Here is a 19,974-nt window from a genome sequence, read left to right on the forward strand (position 1 = left end):
AGGGGATGCCGAGCAGGTCGGCGGCTCTGCGCGCGTCGAGTGCGTCTTCGATGGTGCAGCATCCGCGGCTGCCGGTGCGCAGGGTGCCGCCGGCGCGAGACAGCGCCAAGTGGACCCCGACCACGTCGTGTCCCGCCTCGACCGCACGCGCGGCGGCGACGGCGGAGTCCACTCCACCGCTCATTGCCGCAAGGATTCTCATCTCACCAGTCTACGAGCGACCGGCTGAGCCGGAGCCGGATGCCCGTGAGTAGGCGTCGACGATCACGGCGAGCACCGCATCGACGTCTTCGTGCGTCGACGTGCGACCGAGCGAGAACCGCAGCACGCTGCGCGCGTCCTGTTCGGTGCGGCCCATGGCCATGACGACATGCGACGGCTCGGCGACGCCCGCCTGACATGCCGAGCCCGTGGAGGCCGCGACGCCCGCCATGTCGAGAAGGAAGAGAAGACTCTCCCCCACCGCACCGGGGAACAGGATCTGGGCGTTTCCGGGCAGGCGCGTCGTGGTGTCTCCGAGAAGCTCCGCGGCCGGGACTCTCGTGAGGATGCCCTCGACGAGTCGATCCCGCATCGCGCTGAGTCTCTCGAACTCGGATTCCCGCTCCCGTTCCGCGATCTCCAGGGCCGTGGCGAAGGCGGAGGCTCCGGGGACGTCCTGGGTTCCGGCGCGGAGCCCCCGTTGCTGTGCGCCCCCGCGGAGCATGGCGGTGAGACGTGCCGTCCGAGCGGTGACGAGGGCTCCGACGCCGACGGGCGCGCCGATCTTGTGGCCCGCGACGCTCATCGCAACGAGACCCGTCGCATCCGGTGCAACGCCTCGGAGCGTCCGGAACGACAGAGGGAGATGCCCGAGCGCCGACACCGCATCGAGGTGCAGCGGAACATGGGCGGCAGCGGTGGCTGCAGCCAGCGCCGCCGCATCGTTGACGGTTCCGGCCTCATTGTTGGCGATGAGGGCGGTCGCCAGCGCAGCACCGGGGAGAAGGCCGGCGAACTCGACCACGTCGATCGCCGCGGTGCGCGAGACGGACACCGACCGCAGCACCGCGCCGGACGACATCAGTGCTGCCACCGTGTCCATCGTGGCGTGATGCTCGGCGTCGGGCATCACGACCGCATCCGCCCCGAGCTCACGCGCCTGCCAGAGCCCCTGCAGTGCCAGGTTGATCGACTCGGTCCCACCCGAGGTGAACACGACCTCGATCGGATCGCATCCGAGCACGACCGCCGCGCGCTCGCGCGACTCCTCCAGCAGACGTCGCGCGTCCTGTCCGGCCCCGTGGGTCGACGAGGCGTTGCCCACGATCTCGCTCGCCTCGAGCCACGCCGCACGAGCCTCCGGTCGCAACGGTGTGGTCGCTGCGTGGTCGAGATAGTGCTGCATCCTTCCACTCTCCCCCATTTCGCACGCTCGGGGCGCACCTGGAACTGAGTGCGACGTGTCCTGACACCAGAGCGCAGACCCCTATGGTGTATTCATGCCCGCGATCCGAGACATCACCGTGCCCGGCGGTACTGCACTCGACAACCTCGGCGTTCGCCTTCACGACGGCGTCGGAACCCTCCGCGTCTGGTCGCAGAACGCGTCGTCCATCGAGCTCGTCGTCTTCGATGCCACCGACCTCGATTGGGTGATCGATCAGGTCAGCCTGGAACGACTCCCCGGCGGGATCTGGGAGGTCACGACCGAGTTGCTCCAGGCCGGGACGCGCTATGCGCTCCGCGTGGGCGGTCCGCACGGCCCCGGCAACACGTTCAACCCTGAGACGCTTCTTCTCGACCCCTACGCGCGCGGACTCGCGCAGGGCGACGGGTACGAGGAATGGCGCTCGGTCGTCATCGTCGACGGGTTCGACTGGGGCGACTCGGCCAAGCCGCGCATCCCGCTCGACCGCACGGTCATCTACGAGGGGCATCTGAAGGGCCTCACCAAACGCCAGCCCGACGTGCCGCCCGCACTGCACGGAACGTATGCAGGACTCGCGCATCCGGCGATGATCGAGTACTTCCACTCGCTCGGCATCACCTCGATCGAGCTGCTGCCCGTGCAGGCCTTCGTTCCGGAGCCGCGCCTGCTCGAGCGCGGACTCACCAACTACTGGGGCTACAACACCCTCAACTTCTTCACGCCCCACAACGCCTACGCGACCGAGGACGCCCGCAAGGGGGGCCCCGAAGCGGTGCTCGCGGAGTTCAAGGGGATGGTGCGGCTGCTGCACGAAGCAGGGCTCGAGGTCATCCTCGACGTCGTCTACAACCACACCTCGGAAGAGGGTCTCGGCGGGCCCCGGTCGAGCCTGCGAGGCATCGACAACGCGAGCTACTACCGCCAGGACTCATCCGGGGCCTACATCGACACGACCGGCTGCGGCAACACGCTCGACACCTCGACGGATGCCGGCGCTCGGCTGGTGCTCGACTCGTTGCGCTACTGGGCGCAGGAGATGCAGATCGACGGCTTCCGATTCGATCTCGCCGCGGCCATCGCCCGCGACGCCTCGCACACGTACACCCCCGAACACCCCCTGCTCACCGCGNNAGCCGTGGGACGTCGGCATGGGCGGGTGGCAGACCGGCAACTTCCCTCAGGGATGGCATGAGTGGAACGACCGCTATCGCGACCGCGTCCGCAACTTCTGGCTGAGCGACATCGACTACGCTCGGCGGGCCTCCGCACCCGTCGGCATCGGCGGGTTCGCGACGCGACTGGCGGGGTCCTCGAACACCTTCGCCGCAGACCGGGGGCCGCTCGCGAGCATCAACTTCGTCACGGCGCACGACGGCTTCACCCTCCACGACCTCGTGTCGTACGACGTCAAGCACAACGAAGCCAACGGCGAGCACAACCGCGACGGTGCCGACATGAATCGCGCCTTCAACCACGGTGTCGAAGGCCCCACCGACGACCCAGCGATCCTCTCCGCCCGCCGCAAGGCGATGCGCAATCTGCTCGGCACCCTTCTGCTGTCGGCGGGCATCCCGATGCTCACGGCAGGAGACGAGGTCGGGCGCACCCAGCGGGGCAACAACAACGCATACGCGCAGGATTCGGCCATGACCTGGCTCGGATGGGAGGCAGAGCCGTGGCAGGAGGACCTTCGCGCACACGTCGCTCGCCTGATCCACCTCCGCTTCGACAACCCTGCGCTGCGCCCGAGCCGCTATGCGCGTCTGGGCGAGCACATCCCCAACGCGTCCGTCATGGACTGGTTCGACCAGAACGGCGACACCATGGAGAGCGACCAGTGGGCCGACCCCGGGAACCGCACCCTGCAGTACGTAGCGGCGTCCACTCCCGACCGCGAAGCGGCGAACCGCATCCTGCTGATCGTCCACGGCACCGAGTCGCCGATCGATGTGCGGCTTCCCGAAGAGCTCGAGGACGCGACCCGTTTCGTGTCGCTGTGGTCAAGCGCTGATGAGCGCCCCGGAACGGGTGGCGAGGTGTTCGCACCGGGTGACATCCTGCCCATCCCCGGCACGTCGATGCGGCTCTTCCGCGTGGAGTGAACGACGGCGCGCCGGTGCTCCCTGCCCGTTACCCGCGGCGCGTCGGTAGCGGTACATTCGGGGGGTGGCCGCACGAACGAGCAGTACCCGCCCGAAGGCTCTCCGGAGTCCCGCTCAGATCCCGCTGCGCCCCCTGGGCGCCGCCTCAGACGACGGGTCCCTCACGGCCACGCGCATACCGCTCGTCGACGCGGCGCCGCGGGTTCCGGGCGGCTTCGCACCCAAGGCGTTCGTCGGCGAGGTCGTCCCCTTCAGCGTCGTGGCGTTCCGGGAAGGTCATGATCTGATCGGCGTCCATCTGCGCCTGACCTCACCCGACGGAGAGGAGACCCTGCATCGTCTGGCCCCCAGACTCGATGGCACCGACCGGTGGGGCACCGAGCTCGCGGTCGACCTGCAGGGCTCGTGGACATTCCGCTTCGAGGCTTTCTCCGATGACTTCGCGACGTGGGCGCACGCGGCGGAGCTGAAGGTGGCCGCAGGCGTCGACGTTCCGGTGATGGCCGCTCTCGGCTCGGAGCTGCTGACCAGAGCCGCCGCCGAGAGGGATCGTCCTGCCGCGCAGCGCCGGAAGCTGAGTGCGGATGCCGCTCTTCTGCGGAACGGCGACGGTGCCACCACGATCACGCTGTCGACCGACCCCGAACTCGCGCAGATCTTCTCGGATCGCCCTGTGTCGACGCTGCGCTCCGCCTCCGCCGACCACGCCCTGCACGTCGAGAGGACGGCGGCCGGAGTCGGCGCCTGGTACGAATTCTTCCCCCGCTCGGAAGGCGCGAAGCGGATGAAGGACGGCTCGATCAAGAGCGGGACGTTCCGCACCGCGGCGAAGCGGCTCCCCGCGGTCGCCGCCATGGGCTTCGACGTGATCTATCTCGTTCCCATCCACCCGATCGGCACGACCAATCGCAAGGGGCGCAACAACACGCTCACCACGGAGCCAGCCGACCCCGGCTCGCCGTACGCGATCGGCGCCGCAGAGGGCGGACACGACGCCATCCACCCCGACCTGGGCAGACCGGCGGACTTTCGCGCATTCGTCAGGGCCGCCCGCGGCGAGGGCCTCGAGGTCGCGCTGGATCTCGCGCTGCAGGCCTCCCCCGACCATCCGTGGGTCGCAGAGCATCCCGAATGGTTCACCACTCTTCCCGACGGCACGATCGCCTACGCCGAGAACCCGCCGAAGAAGTATCAGGACATCTATCCCCTGAACTTCGACAACGATCCTGAGGGCATCTATCAGGAGATGCTGCGCATCGTGCAGCACTGGGTCCGCGAGGGCGTGAAGATCTTCCGCGTCGACAACCCCCACACCAAGCCGCTGCAGTTCTGGGAGTGGCTCATCGCCACCGTCAACGCCGCAGACCCCGACGTCATCTTCCTCGCTGAAGCCTTCACCCGTCCCGCGGTGATGCGGGCCCTCGCCGCAGTCGGATTCCAGCAGAGCTACAGCTACTTCACCTGGCGCAACACCAAGGCTGAGCTCGAGGAGTTCCTCACCAGCGTCTCGCACGAGACCAGCGACTACATGCGTCCGAATCTGTTCGTCAACACCCACGACATCCTCACCGAATATCTGCAGTTCGGCGGTCGGGCCGCGTACCGCATCCGCGCGTGCATCGGCGCGACCGCGGCACCGGTCTACGGCGTCTACGCAGGGTACGAGCTCTTCGAGAACGTTGCACGTCCGGGATCCGAAGAGAACATCGACAACGAGAAGTACGAGTACAAGCTCCGCGACTGGGAGGGCGCCGAAGCCGCCGGGGATTCGCTGGCACCGCTCCTGCGCCGACTGAACGAGATCCGTCGTGAGCACCCTGCGCTCAGGCAGCTTCGCAACCTCTCCGTGCACTGGAGCGACGACGATGCAGTGCTCGTGTACAGCAAGCACCTCGACGCGGCGTTCACCGGCACCGGTGACGCCGACACCATCATCGTGGTGGCCAACGTCGATCCGCACTCGGTACGCGAGACCACCGTGCATCTCGACACAACCATCTGGGGCGTGCCGCTCGGCGAGGACTTCGAGGTCGAAGACCTTCTGACCGGAGCCGTGTGGAGCTGGTCCGATCACAACTACGTGCGCCTCGACGCCTTCGCCGAGCCGGTGCACATCCTGAAGGTGAGGAAGCGATCATGAGCTATCTGGAAGATGCGACGACGTCGTCGGACTGGGCCGAGGTCGCGTCGGGATCCCATCACGACCCTCACTCGGTGCTCGGTGCGCACCCGCAGACCGACGCCAGTGGCAAGACGATCACGGTGGTCAGAGCCCGACGCCCGCTGGCGTCATCGGTCGCTGCCGTCTTCGGCGACGGCAGCAGGCTCGGCCTCCAGCACATAGCCCACGGAATCTGGGAGGCGCGACACGACGGGCCCGCCGTGCCCTACCGACTCGCCACCGCCTACGGCGAGGACGAGGAGACGATCAGCGGCGACCCGTACCCGCACGGGCCAACGCTCGGCGACATCGATCTGCACCTGATCGCCGAGGGTCGCCATGAGCGCCTCTGGCAGGCGCTGGGAGCCCACGAGCGCACCGCGGACGGTGAGACCGGTGTGGCGTTCGCCGTCTGGGCACCGAACGCGACAGCAGTGCGCGTGGTCGGCGACCACAACGGCTGGAACGGCGAGGCGCATGCGATGCGCTCCATGGGAGTGAGCGGGATCTGGGAGCTCTTCATCCCCGACCTGCCGGCGGGCGCGACTTACAAGTATCAGATCCGCACACGAGACGGTGCATGGATCTTCAAGGCCGATCCCATGGCCCAGGCCGCACAGCTGCCCCCCGAGACCGCATCGATCGTGAACCGTTCGACCTACGCGTGGTCGGACGGCGCATGGATGACGCACCGCGCGGCCACCCACGCGGTCGCGCAGCCGCTGTCCGTCTACGAGGTGCATCTGGGATCCTGGCGCGGCGGCCTCGGGTACCGCGAAGCGGCCGATCCCCTGATCGCCCACGTGACCGAGGCGGGCTTCACCCACGTCGAGTTCATGCCTCTGGCGGAGCATCCGTTCGGTGGATCCTGGGGATATCAGGTCAGCGGCTACTACGCGGCGACGAGTCGCTTCGGAACCCCTGATGACCTTCGCTATCTCATCGACCGCCTGCATCAGGCCGGCATCGGCGTCATCATGGACTGGGTGCCCGGGCACTTCCCGAAGGACGCCTTCGCTCTGGCCCGCTTCGACGGCCAACCGCTCTACGAGCACCCGGACCCGCGTCGCGGCGAGCACCAGGACTGGGGCACTCTGATCTTCGACTACGGCCGCCCGGAGGTGCGTGGCTTCCTCGTGGCGAATGCCCTGTTCTGGTTGAGCGAGTTCCATGTCGACGGCCTGCGTGTCGACGCCGTGGCATCCATGCTGTATCTCGATTACTCCCGCAACGACGGCGAGTGGGAACCCAACATCCACGGCGGGCGGGAGAATCTCGAAGCGATCCGATTCCTGCAGGAGGTCAATGCCACCGCCTATCGCCTGCACCCCGGAGTGCTGATGATCGCCGAGGAATCGACGAGCTTCCCCGGAGTCACGGCGCCCACCGATCATGCGGGGCTCGGTTTCGGCTTCAAGTGGAACATGGGCTGGATGAACGACTCCCTGCAGTACATCGAACGGGACCCGATGTACCGCGCTCACCACGAGGGCGAGATGACGTTCTCGGTCGTCTACGCCTTCGGCGAGAACTACCTGCTCCCCATCAGCCACGATGAGGTCGTGCACGGCAAGGGCAGCCTGCTGTCGAAGATGCCGGGCGACCACTGGCACAAGCTGGCGAACGTCCGCGCGTATCTCGGATACATGTGGGGGCATCCGGGCAAGAAGCTGCTTTTCATGGGACAGGAATTCGGCCAGCTCGCGGAGTGGTCGGAGTCGCGTGAGCTCGACTGGTGGTTGCTGGATCAGCCGTCGCACGCACAGCTGCAGACCTTCGTCGGAGAGCTCAACCGCACATACCGCGCCCAGGCCCCGCTCTGGGAGCGCGACAACGACGCATCGTCGTTCTCGCGTCTCGGTGCCCCGAGCTGGGACCCGAACGTGATCGCGTTCGAACGACGCGACGCGCATGGCGGGCGTCTGGTCGTCATCAGCAACTTCGCCGGAGTCGAGCGTTCCGGATATCGTCTGGCCCTGCCCGCTCCCGGAGTATGGCAGGAGATCCTCAACACGGATGCCGCCGAGCACGGCGGACGAGGCTCAGGAAACCTCGGGATGGTCGTCGCCCATGCCGAGGACGGCGGCGCGGCGACCGCGACGATCACCATTCCTGCACTCTCGACGATCTGGCTGCGGCATCAGGGCGAACCGCACGTCCCCACCATCACGCACGGCTGATCGTCCGCCTCGAGCCGCGCCTGTGAGAGAGGCGCGCTCGACGCGGTGCCGTTCTGAACGTGGCGGCTCTGAGCCGGGTGCTCAGAACAGCAGCGAAGTGAGCCTGTTGCGAGCCGAGATCACCCGAGGATCTGCCGCTCCGATGAGCCCGAAGAGTTCGATGAGGCGCTCCCGCACGGGATTGCGCTCATCGGACGGAAGCTGTGCGAACAGATCGAGAAGACGCCCGAAGGCATCGTCGACGTGACCACCGGCGAGGTCGAGGTCCGCGACGTCGAACTGCGCCTGAATGTCGAGCGGACCGGCCGCCGCGGCTGCACGTGCATCCTGGAGATCGAGCTTCTGAACCCGGTCGAGAAGACGCACCTGACCGAGGCCGGCCATCGCGTCCTCGTCACGCGGGTTCTCTGACAGTGCCTTCTCGTAGGCGGTGATGGCGGCCGCGTAGTCGCCGACCTCGATCGCGGCGAACGCCTCGTCGGGGCGATCGCAGTTGGCGGCGATGCCGAAGCCAGAACCGGCCGTCATCGCGGCGGCCTCGCCGCTGGTCGACGGGACGATCGTGACCCCGAGCGTGAAGTCGGCGGCGTCGGCGAAGCTGCCGTACATCCACGGTCCCTCGATCAGCATCGGCACCTCTCCCGAGGTGAACGCCTGCTGCGAGACCTCCGAGCCGTCCGCCGCCTCCGGCGCCTTCGCGACCTGCTCGACCGATACGAGGTCGAAGAAGCTCTGCACCTGGTCGACGAAGTCGGGGTTGGTCAGATCGAGCTCGCCGTCTTCGGTGACCGCGGGCACGCCGTCGGCCAGAGACCAGGCGTTCGGGATGAAGATGCCCGGCGCGAGTGCGAGGCCCTTCTTCTCTCCGTCGGTCAGCGCCTTGGCGTCCGCGATGAACTGATCGCGTGTGTATTCGGTGCCCGGCAGGTCGAGACCCGCGGCCTCGAAGGCCTCGACGTTGTAGAACAGCACGATCGGCTCGGCGTCGTAGGGGATCGCCCTGACCGTGCCGTCGACGGTCATGCCGCTGAGCATCGACGCGTCGATGTTCTCGACGTCGAAGCCGGTCTTCTCGATCAGGTCGTCGAGCGGCATCAGCAGGTCGCCGAGCTCTTGCGCGCGCGCCGCCTGGGTGGTCAGCAGGCAGGGCGGGTTCGAGCCGCTGAGCCGGGTCTTCACTTTCGTCCAGTAGTCCGAGAAGCTCGGGCCCTCGACCGTGATGTCGAGGTCGGGATCCTCGGCCTGGGCGCCGTCGATGAAGTCGGCCCACTGCGCCTGGTCGCCTTCACTGGCGGCCCAGGTGTAGAGCACGAGAGGGCCGCCGGCGTCGCCGCCGCCCGCTCCACTGGCGCAGCCGGCGAGAGTGAGGGCGGTGAGGCCCGCGACGCCGGTCAGGACGACACGCTTCGTGCGTCGGGATGAGAGTGCATTCATTCTGTCTGCCTCCTTCATTGGATGCTGATTCGATGCGATGGGTGAGGGGGGTGCTGCTCGGGTGTTCGGGTCGTGCTCGGGTCACTCGGAGAAGTCGATGGCGATGACGTCGATCAGGGCACCGCTGGGTTCGGGGGCGACGATGCGCAGCTCTCCTAGATCGTCGCCGGCGATCGAGGCCTCGTGCACTTCGAAGCTCGCGTCGTGCTGCAGCTCGAGGTCGTCGGCGAGGCGGTGCACCCGCGTGATGCGGCGCACGGGCAGACCCCGCACGATGATCTCCTCGACCGGCACGGCGGTCAGGTGCAGATAGAGGCGTCCGGCCCGTGCCGTCGTCGGTCCGTGGAAGTCGACGCCCTCGGTCGGCTCGACTCCGATCACCGATTCGGCGTGCGCCTGCATCCATCCCGCGAACTCCTGCAGGCGCTCCTGCTCGACCGTCGGCAGCGTGCCGTCCGGACCTGGGCCGACATTGAGCAGCAGGTTTCCGCCGCGGGCGACGACGTCGATGAGGGTGACGAGCAGCGAGCGCGCGGACTTCTCGTTGTCGGGGCCCGAGCGCCACGCCCAGTGATCGCCGATGGTGAGGCACAGCTCCCACGGCCCGGTGGGAGGCGCGAGAGGGAAGCCCTGCTCGGGCGTGCGATAGTCGCCCTGGCCGGGGAGGCGGTCGTTGATGACGACATCCGGCTGCAGGTCCTTGATCAGGCGGCGCAGCGCCGGGGCCGTCCACTCGACGGCGGAGCGCTCCCAGTCGCCGTCGAACCAGAGCAGGTCGATCTGCCCGTAGTTCGTGAGGAGCTCGGTCAGCTGCGCCCTCACGTAGTCGAGGTAGCGCGACCACTCCTCAGGGCTCGAGCGCCGGTGGCGGTCGGTGGCGTCGGGGGTGTCGGCGAACTCGGCGAGGCCCGCGGCGGGCCAGTGCTCGAGCTTGTAGGGCAGATCCTCGTCGCGGAAGGCCGGGTAGTCGGGGTGGTTCCAGTCGGGAAGGCTGTAGTAGATGCCGACCTTCAGGCCCTCGGCGCGCACCGCGTCGACGAACTCGCGCGTGATGTCGCGGCCGAACGGACCGTGCTGCACGCCGAAATCCGACTCCTCGGTGAAGAACATGTTGTATCCGGCGTGGTGACGCGCCGTGAAGACGAGGTAGGTGGCCCCCGCTTCGCGGGCCCGACGCGCGAGATCAGCGGCATCCCAGTTCACGGGGTCGAATGCGGGCGCCGTCGCCTGGTACTCGGCGACCGTCACAGCGTCTTCGACCGCATCCTCACCGGGGATGATCGAGCGGCCGACCAGCGGCCACGAGATCTCGATTCCCTGCTGCGATGCCTGGTCCCAATGCACGAAGAGGCCGAAGCCCGCGCCACTGAACCACTCCCCGCCGGGGATGCGCTGCGTGGGGCGTCGGAAGCCTGCGTCTGTCATCGAACCTCTCCTTTGAGTTCAAGATTTCCTATAGGATACGTGAAAGACGAAAGCGTTCACAAGGGTGTGAAGAAAGGTTCTACCGATGGCGATGTTCGAGACCGACCCCGTCCGCCCCGAGGCCTACCGCGAATTCGAGCGGCCGCTTCCCGAGTGGTTCCGCGGCGCGGCGCTGGGGATCTTCGTGCACTGGGGGCCCTACTCGGTGCCGGCGTGGGCAGAGCCCACCGGCGAGCTCGGCGCTGTCCCTCGCGAGCAGTGGTATGCCCACAATCCCTACGCCGAGTGGTACGCCAACACCATGCGCATCGAGGGCTCGCCGGCGCGGGAGCATCACGACCGGGTCTACGGCGGCGCGCCCTACGACGACTTCCTCGACGCATGGAAGGCCGAGGACTTCGACGCCGACGAGGTGCTCGCCGTGGTCGCTGCCACCGGTGCGCGCTACTTCATCCCCACGACGAAGCACCACGACGGCGTCACCCTGTGGGACGCCCCGGGCACCGACGGGCGCAACACTGTGGCGCGCGGCCCGCGGCAGGACCTCATCGGGGCCTTCGCCGACGCGACCCGCAACGCGGGCCTTCGCTTCGGCGTGTACTACTCGGGCGGTCTCGACTGGCACTTCTCCGACCTGCCTCCCATCGATCACGACGGCGCACCCGCCCCCGACGACCTCGCATACGCCGAATACGCGCACGACCACGTCATCGACCTAGTCGACCGCTACCGCCCCGACATCCTGTGGGGCGACATCCGGTGGCCGGCAGCCGGCATCGAGCCGGGGCCGAAGAGCCTCGCGCACGCCTTCCAGACGTTCTACGACCAGGTGCCCGACGGCGTGGTCAACGATCGATGGGGTGAATCCCACTGGGACTTCCGCACCAGCGAGTACGTGCACGGCACGGCGGTCGAGGTCGGCGAGGCGTGGGAGAACACCCGCGGCATCGGGCTCTCGTTCGGCCACAACCGCAATGAGACGAGCGAGCATCTGCTCTCGCCTCACGAGGCCGTGCGCCTGCTCGTCGACGTCGTCTCACGCGGTGGCAACCTGCTGCTGAACATCGGCCTCGAGGCATCCGGTCGCATCCCCGATCTGCAGCGGCAGACGCTCGAGGGCATCGGTCAGTGGACCCGGCAGTACGGGCACGCCGTGTTCGACGCCCGCCCGGAAGAGCGGATGACGGCATCCGACGACCCGTGGCTGCGCTGGACCCGCTCCGATGACGCCGTGCACGCGGTCATCGATCGGAACGGCCAGGTCGAGCTGCCCGACCCGCACGGGGTCCTCGACGAGATCACGGCACGGATCGGAGAGCATCCGGTGGCCGCAGAACGCGCCGATGGTGCGATCCTGGTCGATGTGGCGGACGCGACGACCCCGGTCGCGATCTCGTTCCGCCCCAGAGACTGACGGAAGGACCCTCATGCGCATCGCACTGCACTCCGAGATCCGCGACGGCGCGGTCGACGACTACCGCACGAACCACGCCCGAATTCCGGATGCCCTCGCCGAGACGTTCGCGCGCATCGGCATCCACGACTGGACGATCTGGCGGTCAGGACACCGGCTGTTCCACCTCGTCGACTGCGACGATTGGGATGCCGCGGTCGCAGCCCTCGAGGACGACCCGGCCGACCATGCCTGGCAGGCCGACATCGGTCGCTTCGTCGAGGTCTTCCGCGACGCCGATGGCGGCGAAGGCACTGCGCCGCTCGAGCAGATCTGGGACCTGCGGGCGCAGGTTTCCTGAGCGCAGGCAGAAGCCAGGCGGATGCAGGGTGCGCAGCCCCAGCTGAGCACCCCGCAACGACGCGCCCGCCACCGGGGTGGAGGACGCATCGGGGTGGGCAGTGTTCCCTACGAACTGCCGCAGCGTCAAGAATGACATCGACCCCCACCGCAAGGAAAGAGGGGTGAAAGTTGCCTGGCTAGATGTTTCCGATATCGCTAGCCGTCGGCCGGGCATCAGCAGGTGGCCGTGGCAGAGTAGCTCCGTGACGCGGGCATGGGTGCGGGAGCTGACAGGGTGGATGCTCGCTGCCGCCGTCTCTCTGATCACCGCGGCGACGGTCGCGTCTTCGGTCCGCGCCGAGATGCTCTTCCGCGACGGCGACTCGTTGATCGTCGCGCTGCTCTCCCGATCGCTCCTCTCCGGAGACACCCTCGACTGGGCGATGTCGAGCGTGCTCTTCCTGCCCGAGTCCGCGGCGTTCACCGCCCTCGATGCGGCGCTTCCCTTCGGCGTCGACGGCCTCTTCGCCCTGACCGCGGCGCTGAATCTTCTCGCCCTCTACGGCGCCGTCCGCCTCGTCGCGGGGCGCCGTCGTGAGGGCACGGCGCCGGTCGCGTGGTCGGTCGTGGCGCTCGCGGTGTTCGGCATCGTGGCGATGACCGACGTCTCCTCCTCGCGCGATGCCCTCGACCTCGCCTCACTTCAGCTGACCACGACCTACTACTCGGCGACGGTCGTCGCGGTCGTCCTGTCGGTCGGCATCGTGCGGCGTTCTCTCGACCGAGGACGCGGCAGCGTCTGGCTCTCGGTCGCGTCGGGTGTGCTCGCGCTGATCTCGACGCTGTCCAATCCGCTGTTCGCGGTGTGGGCGACGGTGCCGCTCGTCGTGATCCTGGGGGTCGCCGCCTTCGCGCAGCGCCGCGCCGGGTCTGGGCGCGGGCGCATCCTCATCATCCTCTCGGTGCTCGCTGTCGGCACCGCGCTGGGATTCGTGCTGCGCATTCCGTTCGCGGCATGGATCGCGAACACCGGCGCCGGGTACGCGCAGCCGTCGCTCTGGCAGGAATCGGTCTCGTACTACGCGCGTCTCACCGCCGAACGGCTGCAGAGCCCCGCCGGAGTGCTCGGGCTGCTGCTCATCGTCGCGCTCGTCATCTTCGCCGCCGTGCGAACCGCGCGTGCCACCGAGCCTGGCGAGCGATCGGTCGCGGTGATGGCGTGGGTCGCGCCGCTGGTCGTCGTCGTCGGAGCCATCGCGCTCGGCACCCACGCGGCCCGCTACCTTCAGCCACTCGCCTTCGCTCCGGTGCTCGCACTGGTCGCATCCCCGCGCGTGCTCCGTCTTCCTGTTCCGCTTCGGCGCCAGGCCGCGGCCGTCGTCGGGGTGCTGCTTCTCGTCGTCGGGGGCCTCAGCATCCCGCGTCTGGCGGATGCCGCATCGCACCCCGATGCCGATCTCGCCTGCGTCACCGACTGGGTCGACGCCTCGGGTCGCACGGGAGCCGGCCAGTTCTGGACAGTGCGCCTGCCGAAGCTGCACCTCGCCGATCCCGCGCGACTCGTGCAGGTCGATCATCAGCTCAACGCCTACGCCTGGCTCGTGAACCGCACCGACTTCGACGTCGGCGAGGTGTCGTTCCTCGTCGAAGACGCGCAGACGGTGCCGTGGGATCTGCCGAACGCGGTTCTGCCCGAGAACGTCATCGACTGCGGGCGGTACTCGATCCTCGACTTCGGCACCCGCACGCTGCCGCTCGGCCCCCCGCACAGCTGAGGACCGAGCCCGTCGTCCCGGCCGCGGCAGCGCGGAGACCGCACGCTGCGAAGGAGAACGCACCCAGCGAAGGAGCGGATGCCGCGAACGCTCCTTCGGAACGCGAGATCTCCTTCCGAACGCGACAGGATCGCGGCGAGGACGAGCACGCACGGATGCCGCGCAGCGGCGGGCCGCAACCGAGTCAGCGCGACGGGGCCGCGGTGGTCGTGCCCTCGCGGAACCGGCAGGTGAGGTGCAGCGTGAGTCCGGGTTCTCCCCCGAGCATCCGTGCGACCTGCTCCCCCGCGGCGCGACCCTTCTCGACCGCGGGCTGCACGCTGGTCGTCAGCACGCGGTCGCCCAGGCCGTCGGCGGCGATGCCGTCGAAGCCCGCCACCGAGAGATCCTCCGGCACGCGCAGACCCAGCTCCTCCGCCGCACGGATGATGCCGACCGCGATCAGGTCGCTCTGGGCGAGGATGGCCGTCGGTCTCGTCGCGGCATCCGCCAGCAGCTGCCGCCCGGCGAGCAGCCCCTCGTCGATCAGACTGCCTCCTGCCGAGATCGCCGGGGCGTCGGGGAAGATCTCGCGCATTCCCGCGAGGCGATCGATGGTCACATCGACGGTCGCCTCGTCGATGCGCTCCTGCGTGACGGCGCCGCGCACGCGTCGGGTGTCGAGCGGCAGGGTCACGAGGGCGACGTCGCGGTGACCCAGGTCGTGCAGATGGCGCGCCACATCGGCGGCGGCCGCGGCGTTGTCGAGGGTGATCCTCGGAATGCCCTCGCCGGCATCCCCCTCGATCACGACGACCGGAAGGCCACGGCTGCGCACGATGTCGAGCGATGCCTTGGTGCGGCCCGAGCATCCGATCAGCACGACCGCGTCGACGGGCGCGTTCGACAGCGACGCACCCTCGTCTCCCGGCTCGTCGCGCAGCAGCAGGATGCCGGCGCTGAGGTCGGCCATCCCGTCGGTGAGACCGTCCATCATGGCGGTGGTCACAGGGTCGAGGAAAGCGGCGCGCAGGTGCCCCTCGAGCACCACCGCGACGATGCCGCTGCGCCCGCGACGCAGCGAGGCGGCCCGCGGGTCGGGGCCGGCGTACCCGAGGTCGGCGGCGGCGGCGAGAACGCGCTCACGTGTCGCCGGTGCCACATTCGCCTTGCCGCTGAAGACGACGGATGCCGTCGAGGTCGCCACTCTCGCCTCACGGGCGACATCGGCGATCGTCGCTCGGCGCGGGGTGTCGTGGCTCTTCATACTCCGAGGATAGCTCCCCGGGTTTCGAACCATCGAATCGATTCGATATGCTGGCGCGATGGACACCGCCCTCTCTCGGTCGCAGTATGTGCGCTGGCGCACCGCGATCTTCGCGATCTTCCTCGCCAGCGGTCTGTCGATCGCGACCTGGGCGTCTCGCGTGCCCAGCATCAAACTCGCGCTCGAGATCGACAAGGCCCAGGTCGGCATGCTGCTGCTCGGCGCCGGCATCGCTTCGATCATCGGAATCTCGACCAGCCCGGCGATCATGGCGCGCACCGGCGCGCGCCTCGGAATGATGGTCTCGATCTTCACCTTCGCCTCGGGCGTGGCCCTCATCGGCATCGGCGCGAACGTGCTCGGCTCGTACTCGATGGTGCTGATCGGACTCGTGCTGTTCGGGCTCGGCAACGGGTGCGTCGACGTCATGATGAACGTCGAGGCGACGGCGATCGAGCAGCACTCGGGAAAGACGATCCTTCCCCTCTTCCACGCGTTCTTCAGCTTCGGCACCGTCATCGGCGCGGGCCTGGGCGCACTGGCCGCTCAGCTGCAGATCGACGTCTTCACCCACACCCTCGTGATCGCGGTGCTGATCGCGCTGATCGGCATCGTCAGCATCTCGAGCGTGCCGCGGCGTCAGGAGACGCTCGATCCGGCGACGGATGACGGCGAGAAGGTGCATTGGCGCGAGCGGATGCACGTCGCCATGTCGGCCTGGCGCGAGCCGCGCACCTACGCGATCGGCGTGGTGATGCTCGGGATGTCGTTCGCCGAGGGCGGCGCCAACGACTGGCTGGCCCTCGGTGTCGCCGAGGATCACGGCGGCGGCACGGCTTTGGGCGCTGCCGCACTGGCCACCTTCTCGGTCGCGATGACGGTCGTCCGCGTCTTCGGCGGGCCGCTGGTCGACCGGTTCGGCCGAGTGGCGGTGCTGCGCATCCTCGCCGTGGCCGCGGCCTCCGGCATCCTGCTGTTCATCCTCGCGCCGAGCCTGCCGCTCGTCTTCGTCGGTGCGGCGCTGTGGGGAGTCGGCGCCTCGCTCGGGTTCCCGCTCGGCATGTCGGCCGCGGCAGACGATCCCACCAAGGCGGCCGCGCGCGTCAGTGCGGCGGCGACGATCGGGTACATCTCGTTCCTCGGCGGCCCGCCCGTGCTCGGCTTCATCAGCGAGCACATCGGCCTGCTCAACACGCTCTACATCCTCGTCGGCCTCGTGGCGCTCTCCGGCCTTTTCTCGGGCGCCGCGCGCCCGCTGCGCGACGACGAGATGTCGACGCCGAGGCCCGTCGCCGCCGAGGGAGCCCGGCCGACGAAGTAGGCTCGACGGGTGCGTCTCGTCATCGCCCGCTGCTCCGTGGATTACACGGGCCGCCTCAACGCCCATCTCCCACTCGCCACGCGTCTGCTCGTGCACAAGGGAGACGGGAGTCTGCTCGTGCACTCCGACGGCGGCAGCTACAAGCCGCTGAACTGGATGAGCCCGCCGTGCACGCTCGCCGCCGAAGAGCCGGGTGAAGAGGAGTCCATCGCCGGCGTCACCGAGGTCTGGCGTGTCACGCACAAGAAGACCGGCGACGCGCTGCGCGTGCAGATCTACGAGATCCTGCACGACACCGACCACGACCTGGGTGTCGACCCCGGACTGCAGAAGGACGGCGTCGAGGCCGACCTGCAGCGCCTTCTGGCCGAGCAGGTCGAGCGCATCTCGGACGGCGCGACACTGGTGCGTCGTGAGTACCCGACGGCGATCGGCCCGGTCGATCTGCTCGTGCGGGATGCCGACGGCGCGGCCATCGCGGTCGAGATCAAGCGCCGCGGCGACATCGACGGCGTCGAGCAGCTCACCCGCTACCTCGAGCTGCTGGGTCGCGACCCGCACCTCGCACCCGTGCAGGGTGTGTTCGCCGCGCAGGAGATCAAACCGCAGGCGCGGGTGCTCGCCGAAGACCGCGGCATCCGCTGCCTCGTGCTCGACTACGACGATATGAAGGGCATCGAGTCCGGCATCCCCCGCCTCTTCTGAGGACGCCTCTTCTTAGGCCGCCTGCACAGATGTTCATCGCGGTCGGACCGCGCGTGCACTGCCCATAGGCTGGAAGACATGGCTTCTTCCCCCTATTCCTGTGTGCTGTGGGATGTCGACGGCACCATCGCCGACGCGTCGGTCGGCATCCTCCGCCGTCTGAATGTCGCCCTCACGCACTTCGGTCACCCCGCTCCCACACGCGAGCAGCTGGTGCACTGGATCGGCCCGCCGATGTTCCAGTCGTTCCAGGCGCAGGCGGGCATGACCCCCGAGCAGTCCGCCGAGGCCGTGACCTTCTACCGCACGCTCGGCAAGGCCGACGGATACACGACGGATGTCGCGACCTACCCCGGCGTGCCCGAGATCATCCGCGACCTCCACCTCGCCGGCGTACCCCAGGCGACCGCGAGTTCGAAGCCCGAGATCCAGGTCGACGCGATCGTCGACTTCTTCGAACTCCGCCCGTACTTCCTCACGACCGTCGGTGCGACTCCCGACGAGTCGACCCTCGCCTCGAAGACCGACATCGTGGCCGAAGCGCTGCGTCGTCTGGCCGAGCGCGGCGCAGACGTGTCGCGGCCGGTGCTCATCGGAGACCGCCACCACGACGTCGAGGGCGGCAACGCGAACGGCGTTCCGGTGGTCTTCGTCGAGTGGGGTTTCAGCGACACGCACGAAGGCGACGAGGCGGCGTTCCGTGTCACGACCGCCGACGAGCTGCGCGCTCTGCTTCTGACCTGACCTCGGCCGTCCGACGGCGCACTCGATCAGCGGGAGCGCCCCGGAAAGCACAGAACTCCCTGCCGGACGGTCGCAACGACTGTTGCAGACCCCCGGTCAGGGAGTTCTATGACGTCCGCTCTCAGAGCGGACGGATGTTCTCGGCCTGCAGGCCCTTGGGGCCCTGCGCCACGTCGAACTCGACTCGCTGGTTCTCTTCGAGAGACCGGTAGCCGGATGATTCGATGGCGGAGTAGTGCGCGAAAACGTCAGCGCCGCCGTCGTCGGGGGAGATGAAGCCGAAGCCCTTCTCCGAGTTGAACCACTTAACCGTGCCCTGGGTGCTCATGTACTGCCTGTTCTGCTGGAAAGAAGCCGACGCAGGATGCCCCGACGTGCTCCACGCTAGTGGAGCACGCGCTGAGCGGAAGTCCCGAGTCCAGCCCGTAACCCAAATGTTGCATGAGCGGTCATCGACGGTCACAGACCGGATGCGGAAGGCGCCCCGAAAAATGGTGTGGCCCTCACCGCGGGGGGAGCGATGAGGGCCGAAGACGACCGGAGGGTGCGTCAGATTCCAGCCTAGCCCCTCCGCAACCGATTTGTCCCCCATATGGGGGACAAAAGAGAAATCTGTAGAAGTGCGCCAACGATAGCGGCCCTCTCGAGCGGTCCGTTGGGGACAGAACTGCTCGAGAGGGCCCAATCGCATGCACGGATCGCCTTGCCTCTGGGGAAGGCAGCCCGTCTCTGGGGAAGACGGAGACGATCAATCCCCTGTGCATGCACCTTCACCCTAAGCGAGGAGGTTCGGTCACGCCAAGGGGGCTTGACGATCGACGTCGTCGGTGGGCGAAAGCGCCATCCGCCGAGGCGTCCGCGAGTAGCCTGGGCCCGTGACCCTGCTCAACAAAGACATGACGCTGTGCATCTCGCTGTCGGCCCGGCCGAGCAACAACGGCACCCGATTCCACAACTTCCTCTACGAGGAGCTCGGACTCAACTGGATCTACAAGGCGTTCGCCCCCACCGATCTCGGCCAGGCCATCGCCGGGGTGCGGGGTCTCGGCATCCGCGGATGCGCGATCTCGATGCCCTTTAAGGAGGACGTCATCGCCCTGGTCGACCGCATGGACCCCTCGGCGACGGCGATCGACTCGGTCAACACCATCGTCAACGATGACGGAGTGCTCACCGCCTACAACACCGACTACAGCGCCATCGCTCAGCTGATCGAGCGGAACGCGCTCGATCCGGAGGCATCCGTTCTGCTGCGCGGCTCAGGAGGAATGGCCAAGGCGACAGCGGCGGCCTTCCGCGATGCGGGCTTCTCGCACGTGACGATCGCCGCACGCAACGAGGAGCGCGGGCGCGGGCTCGCCGATCTCTACGGATTCGCCTGGACACCGGATGCGGATGCGGATGCGGATGCGGTGATCGCCGACATCATCGTGAACATCACGCCGATCGGCATGGCCGGCGGCGCCGAAGAGCACGCTCTGTCGTTCTCAGAGGCGCAGATCGGCGCGGCATCTGTCGTATTCGACGTCGTCGCCCTTCCGGCCGAGACCCCGCTGATCACGGAGGGCCGCGCGGCGGGCAAGACCGTGATCACCGGCGCCGAGGTCGCGACGCTGCAGGCACTCGAGCAGTTCGTGCTGTACACCGGCATCCGCCCGTCGACCGCTCAGGTGCAGGCGGCGCAGGAGTTCATGCGGGCGCAGTAGCAGTCGCCGCGCCCACACTGCGACTCAGA

At 68.2% G+C, this 19,974-nt stretch carries 14 protein-coding genes and 2 pseudogenes; 10 read left to right on the forward strand and 6 right to left on the reverse strand.

Features of this window, described 5'->3' with window-relative positions; genetic code table 11:
• Positions 1 to 202, reverse strand: a pseudogene (locus J7E68_RS03650) (tRNA 2-thiouridine(34) synthase MnmA); the annotation flags it as partial.
• A gap of 9 nt (positions 203 to 211) precedes the next feature.
• The gene (locus J7E68_RS03655) at positions 212 to 1,387 is read right to left on the reverse strand and encodes a cysteine desulfurase family protein (RefSeq protein WP_215169945.1); all 1,176 of its coding nucleotides are present in this window, start codon (positions 1,385 to 1,387) and stop codon (positions 212 to 214) included.
• A gap of 94 nt (positions 1,388 to 1,481) precedes the next feature.
• On the opposite strand from J7E68_RS03655, the pseudogene glgX reads away from it, so the two are divergent.
• The 3 genes and pseudogenes from glgX (at position 1,482) to glgB (ending at position 7,854) form a co-directional block, all read left to right on the forward strand.
• Positions 1,482 to 3,513: pseudogene (gene glgX, locus J7E68_RS03660) on the forward strand (glycogen debranching protein GlgX).
• Between the two features lie 64 nt (positions 3,514 to 3,577).
• Positions 3,578 to 5,653 carry an alpha-1,4-glucan--maltose-1-phosphate maltosyltransferase gene (locus J7E68_RS03665; RefSeq protein ID WP_215169947.1) on the forward strand — a complete coding sequence of 692 codons (2,076 nt, stop codon included), beginning with the start codon at positions 3,578 to 3,580 and terminating at the stop codon, positions 5,651 to 5,653.
• Entirely contained in the window at positions 5,650 to 7,854 is a 2,205-nt protein-coding gene (gene glgB, locus J7E68_RS03670) for a 1,4-alpha-glucan branching protein GlgB (protein WP_215169950.1), read from the forward strand. Before J7E68_RS03665 ends, glgB begins: the two co-directional genes overlap by 4 nt.
• An 81-nt stretch (positions 7,855 to 7,935) precedes the next feature.
• On the opposite strand, the gene J7E68_RS03675 is transcribed toward glgB, so the two are convergent.
• Both J7E68_RS03675 and J7E68_RS03680 read right to left on the reverse strand, forming a co-directional pair.
• On the reverse strand, positions 7,936 to 9,306 hold the full coding sequence (locus tag J7E68_RS03675; protein ID WP_215169952.1) for a tetratricopeptide repeat protein: 1,371 nt from the start codon (positions 9,304 to 9,306) through the stop codon (positions 7,936 to 7,938).
• A gap of 63 nt (positions 9,307 to 9,369) precedes the next feature.
• The gene (locus J7E68_RS03680; RefSeq protein ID WP_215169954.1) at positions 9,370 to 10,713 is read right to left on the reverse strand and encodes an alpha-L-fucosidase; all 1,344 of its coding nucleotides are present in this window, start codon (positions 10,711 to 10,713) and stop codon (positions 9,370 to 9,372) included.
• An 85-nt stretch (positions 10,714 to 10,798) separates the two neighbouring features.
• Here J7E68_RS03680 and J7E68_RS03685 point away from each other — a divergent pair, with 85 nt between their 5' ends.
• The 3 genes from J7E68_RS03685 (at position 10,799) to J7E68_RS03695 (ending at position 14,223) form a co-directional block, all read left to right on the forward strand.
• Positions 10,799 to 12,127 carry an alpha-L-fucosidase gene (locus J7E68_RS03685; RefSeq protein WP_215169956.1) on the forward strand — a complete coding sequence of 443 codons (1,329 nt, stop codon included), beginning with the start codon at positions 10,799 to 10,801 and terminating at the stop codon, positions 12,125 to 12,127.
• Between the two features lie 13 nt (positions 12,128 to 12,140).
• Positions 12,141 to 12,467 carry an L-rhamnose mutarotase gene (locus J7E68_RS03690; protein WP_215169957.1) on the forward strand — a complete coding sequence of 109 codons (327 nt, stop codon included), beginning with the start codon at positions 12,141 to 12,143 and terminating at the stop codon, positions 12,465 to 12,467.
• 244 nt (positions 12,468 to 12,711) lie between these two features.
• The gene (locus J7E68_RS03695; protein ID WP_215169959.1) at positions 12,712 to 14,223 is read left to right on the forward strand and encodes a hypothetical protein; all 1,512 of its coding nucleotides are present in this window, start codon (positions 12,712 to 12,714) and stop codon (positions 14,221 to 14,223) included.
• Positions 14,224 to 14,407: 184 nt separating this feature from the next.
• Here the strand turns inward: J7E68_RS03695 and J7E68_RS03700 are convergent, their stop codons facing one another.
• A complete protein-coding gene (locus J7E68_RS03700; RefSeq protein WP_215169961.1) occupies positions 14,408 to 15,469 on the reverse strand; it encodes a LacI family DNA-binding transcriptional regulator in 1,062 nt (353 codons plus the stop codon).
• Positions 15,470 to 15,527: 58 nt separating this feature from the next.
• Between J7E68_RS03700 and J7E68_RS03705 the strand changes: the two genes are divergently transcribed.
• The 3 genes from J7E68_RS03705 (at position 15,528) to J7E68_RS03715 (ending at position 18,239) form a co-directional block, all read left to right on the forward strand.
• Positions 15,528 to 16,790 (forward strand): MFS transporter, encoded by a 1,263-nt coding sequence (locus tag J7E68_RS03705; protein ID WP_215169963.1) that lies wholly within the window; start codon positions 15,528 to 15,530, stop codon positions 16,788 to 16,790.
• A 9-nt stretch (positions 16,791 to 16,799) separates the two neighbouring features.
• A complete protein-coding gene (gene nucS, locus J7E68_RS03710; protein ID WP_215169966.1) occupies positions 16,800 to 17,495 on the forward strand; it encodes an endonuclease NucS in 696 nt (231 codons plus the stop codon).
• A 78-nt stretch (positions 17,496 to 17,573) separates the two neighbouring features.
• Positions 17,574 to 18,239 (forward strand): HAD hydrolase-like protein, encoded by a 666-nt coding sequence (locus J7E68_RS03715; RefSeq protein WP_215169968.1) that lies wholly within the window; start codon positions 17,574 to 17,576, stop codon positions 18,237 to 18,239.
• 121 nt (positions 18,240 to 18,360) lie between these two features.
• On the opposite strand, the gene J7E68_RS03720 is transcribed toward J7E68_RS03715, so the two are convergent.
• A complete protein-coding gene (locus J7E68_RS03720; protein ID WP_042540947.1) occupies positions 18,361 to 18,567 on the reverse strand; it encodes a cold-shock protein in 207 nt (68 codons plus the stop codon).
• A 547-nt stretch (positions 18,568 to 19,114) separates the two neighbouring features.
• On the opposite strand from J7E68_RS03720, the gene J7E68_RS03725 reads away from it, so the two are divergent.
• On the forward strand, positions 19,115 to 19,945 hold the full coding sequence (locus J7E68_RS03725) for a shikimate 5-dehydrogenase (RefSeq protein ID WP_311416234.1): 831 nt from the start codon (positions 19,115 to 19,117) through the stop codon (positions 19,943 to 19,945).
• Positions 19,946 to 19,974: the final 29 nt, after the last annotated feature.

The organism is Microbacterium sp. ISL-103, assembly GCF_018613995.1.
Classification (GTDB): Bacteria; Actinomycetota; Actinomycetes; order Actinomycetales; family Microbacteriaceae; genus Microbacterium.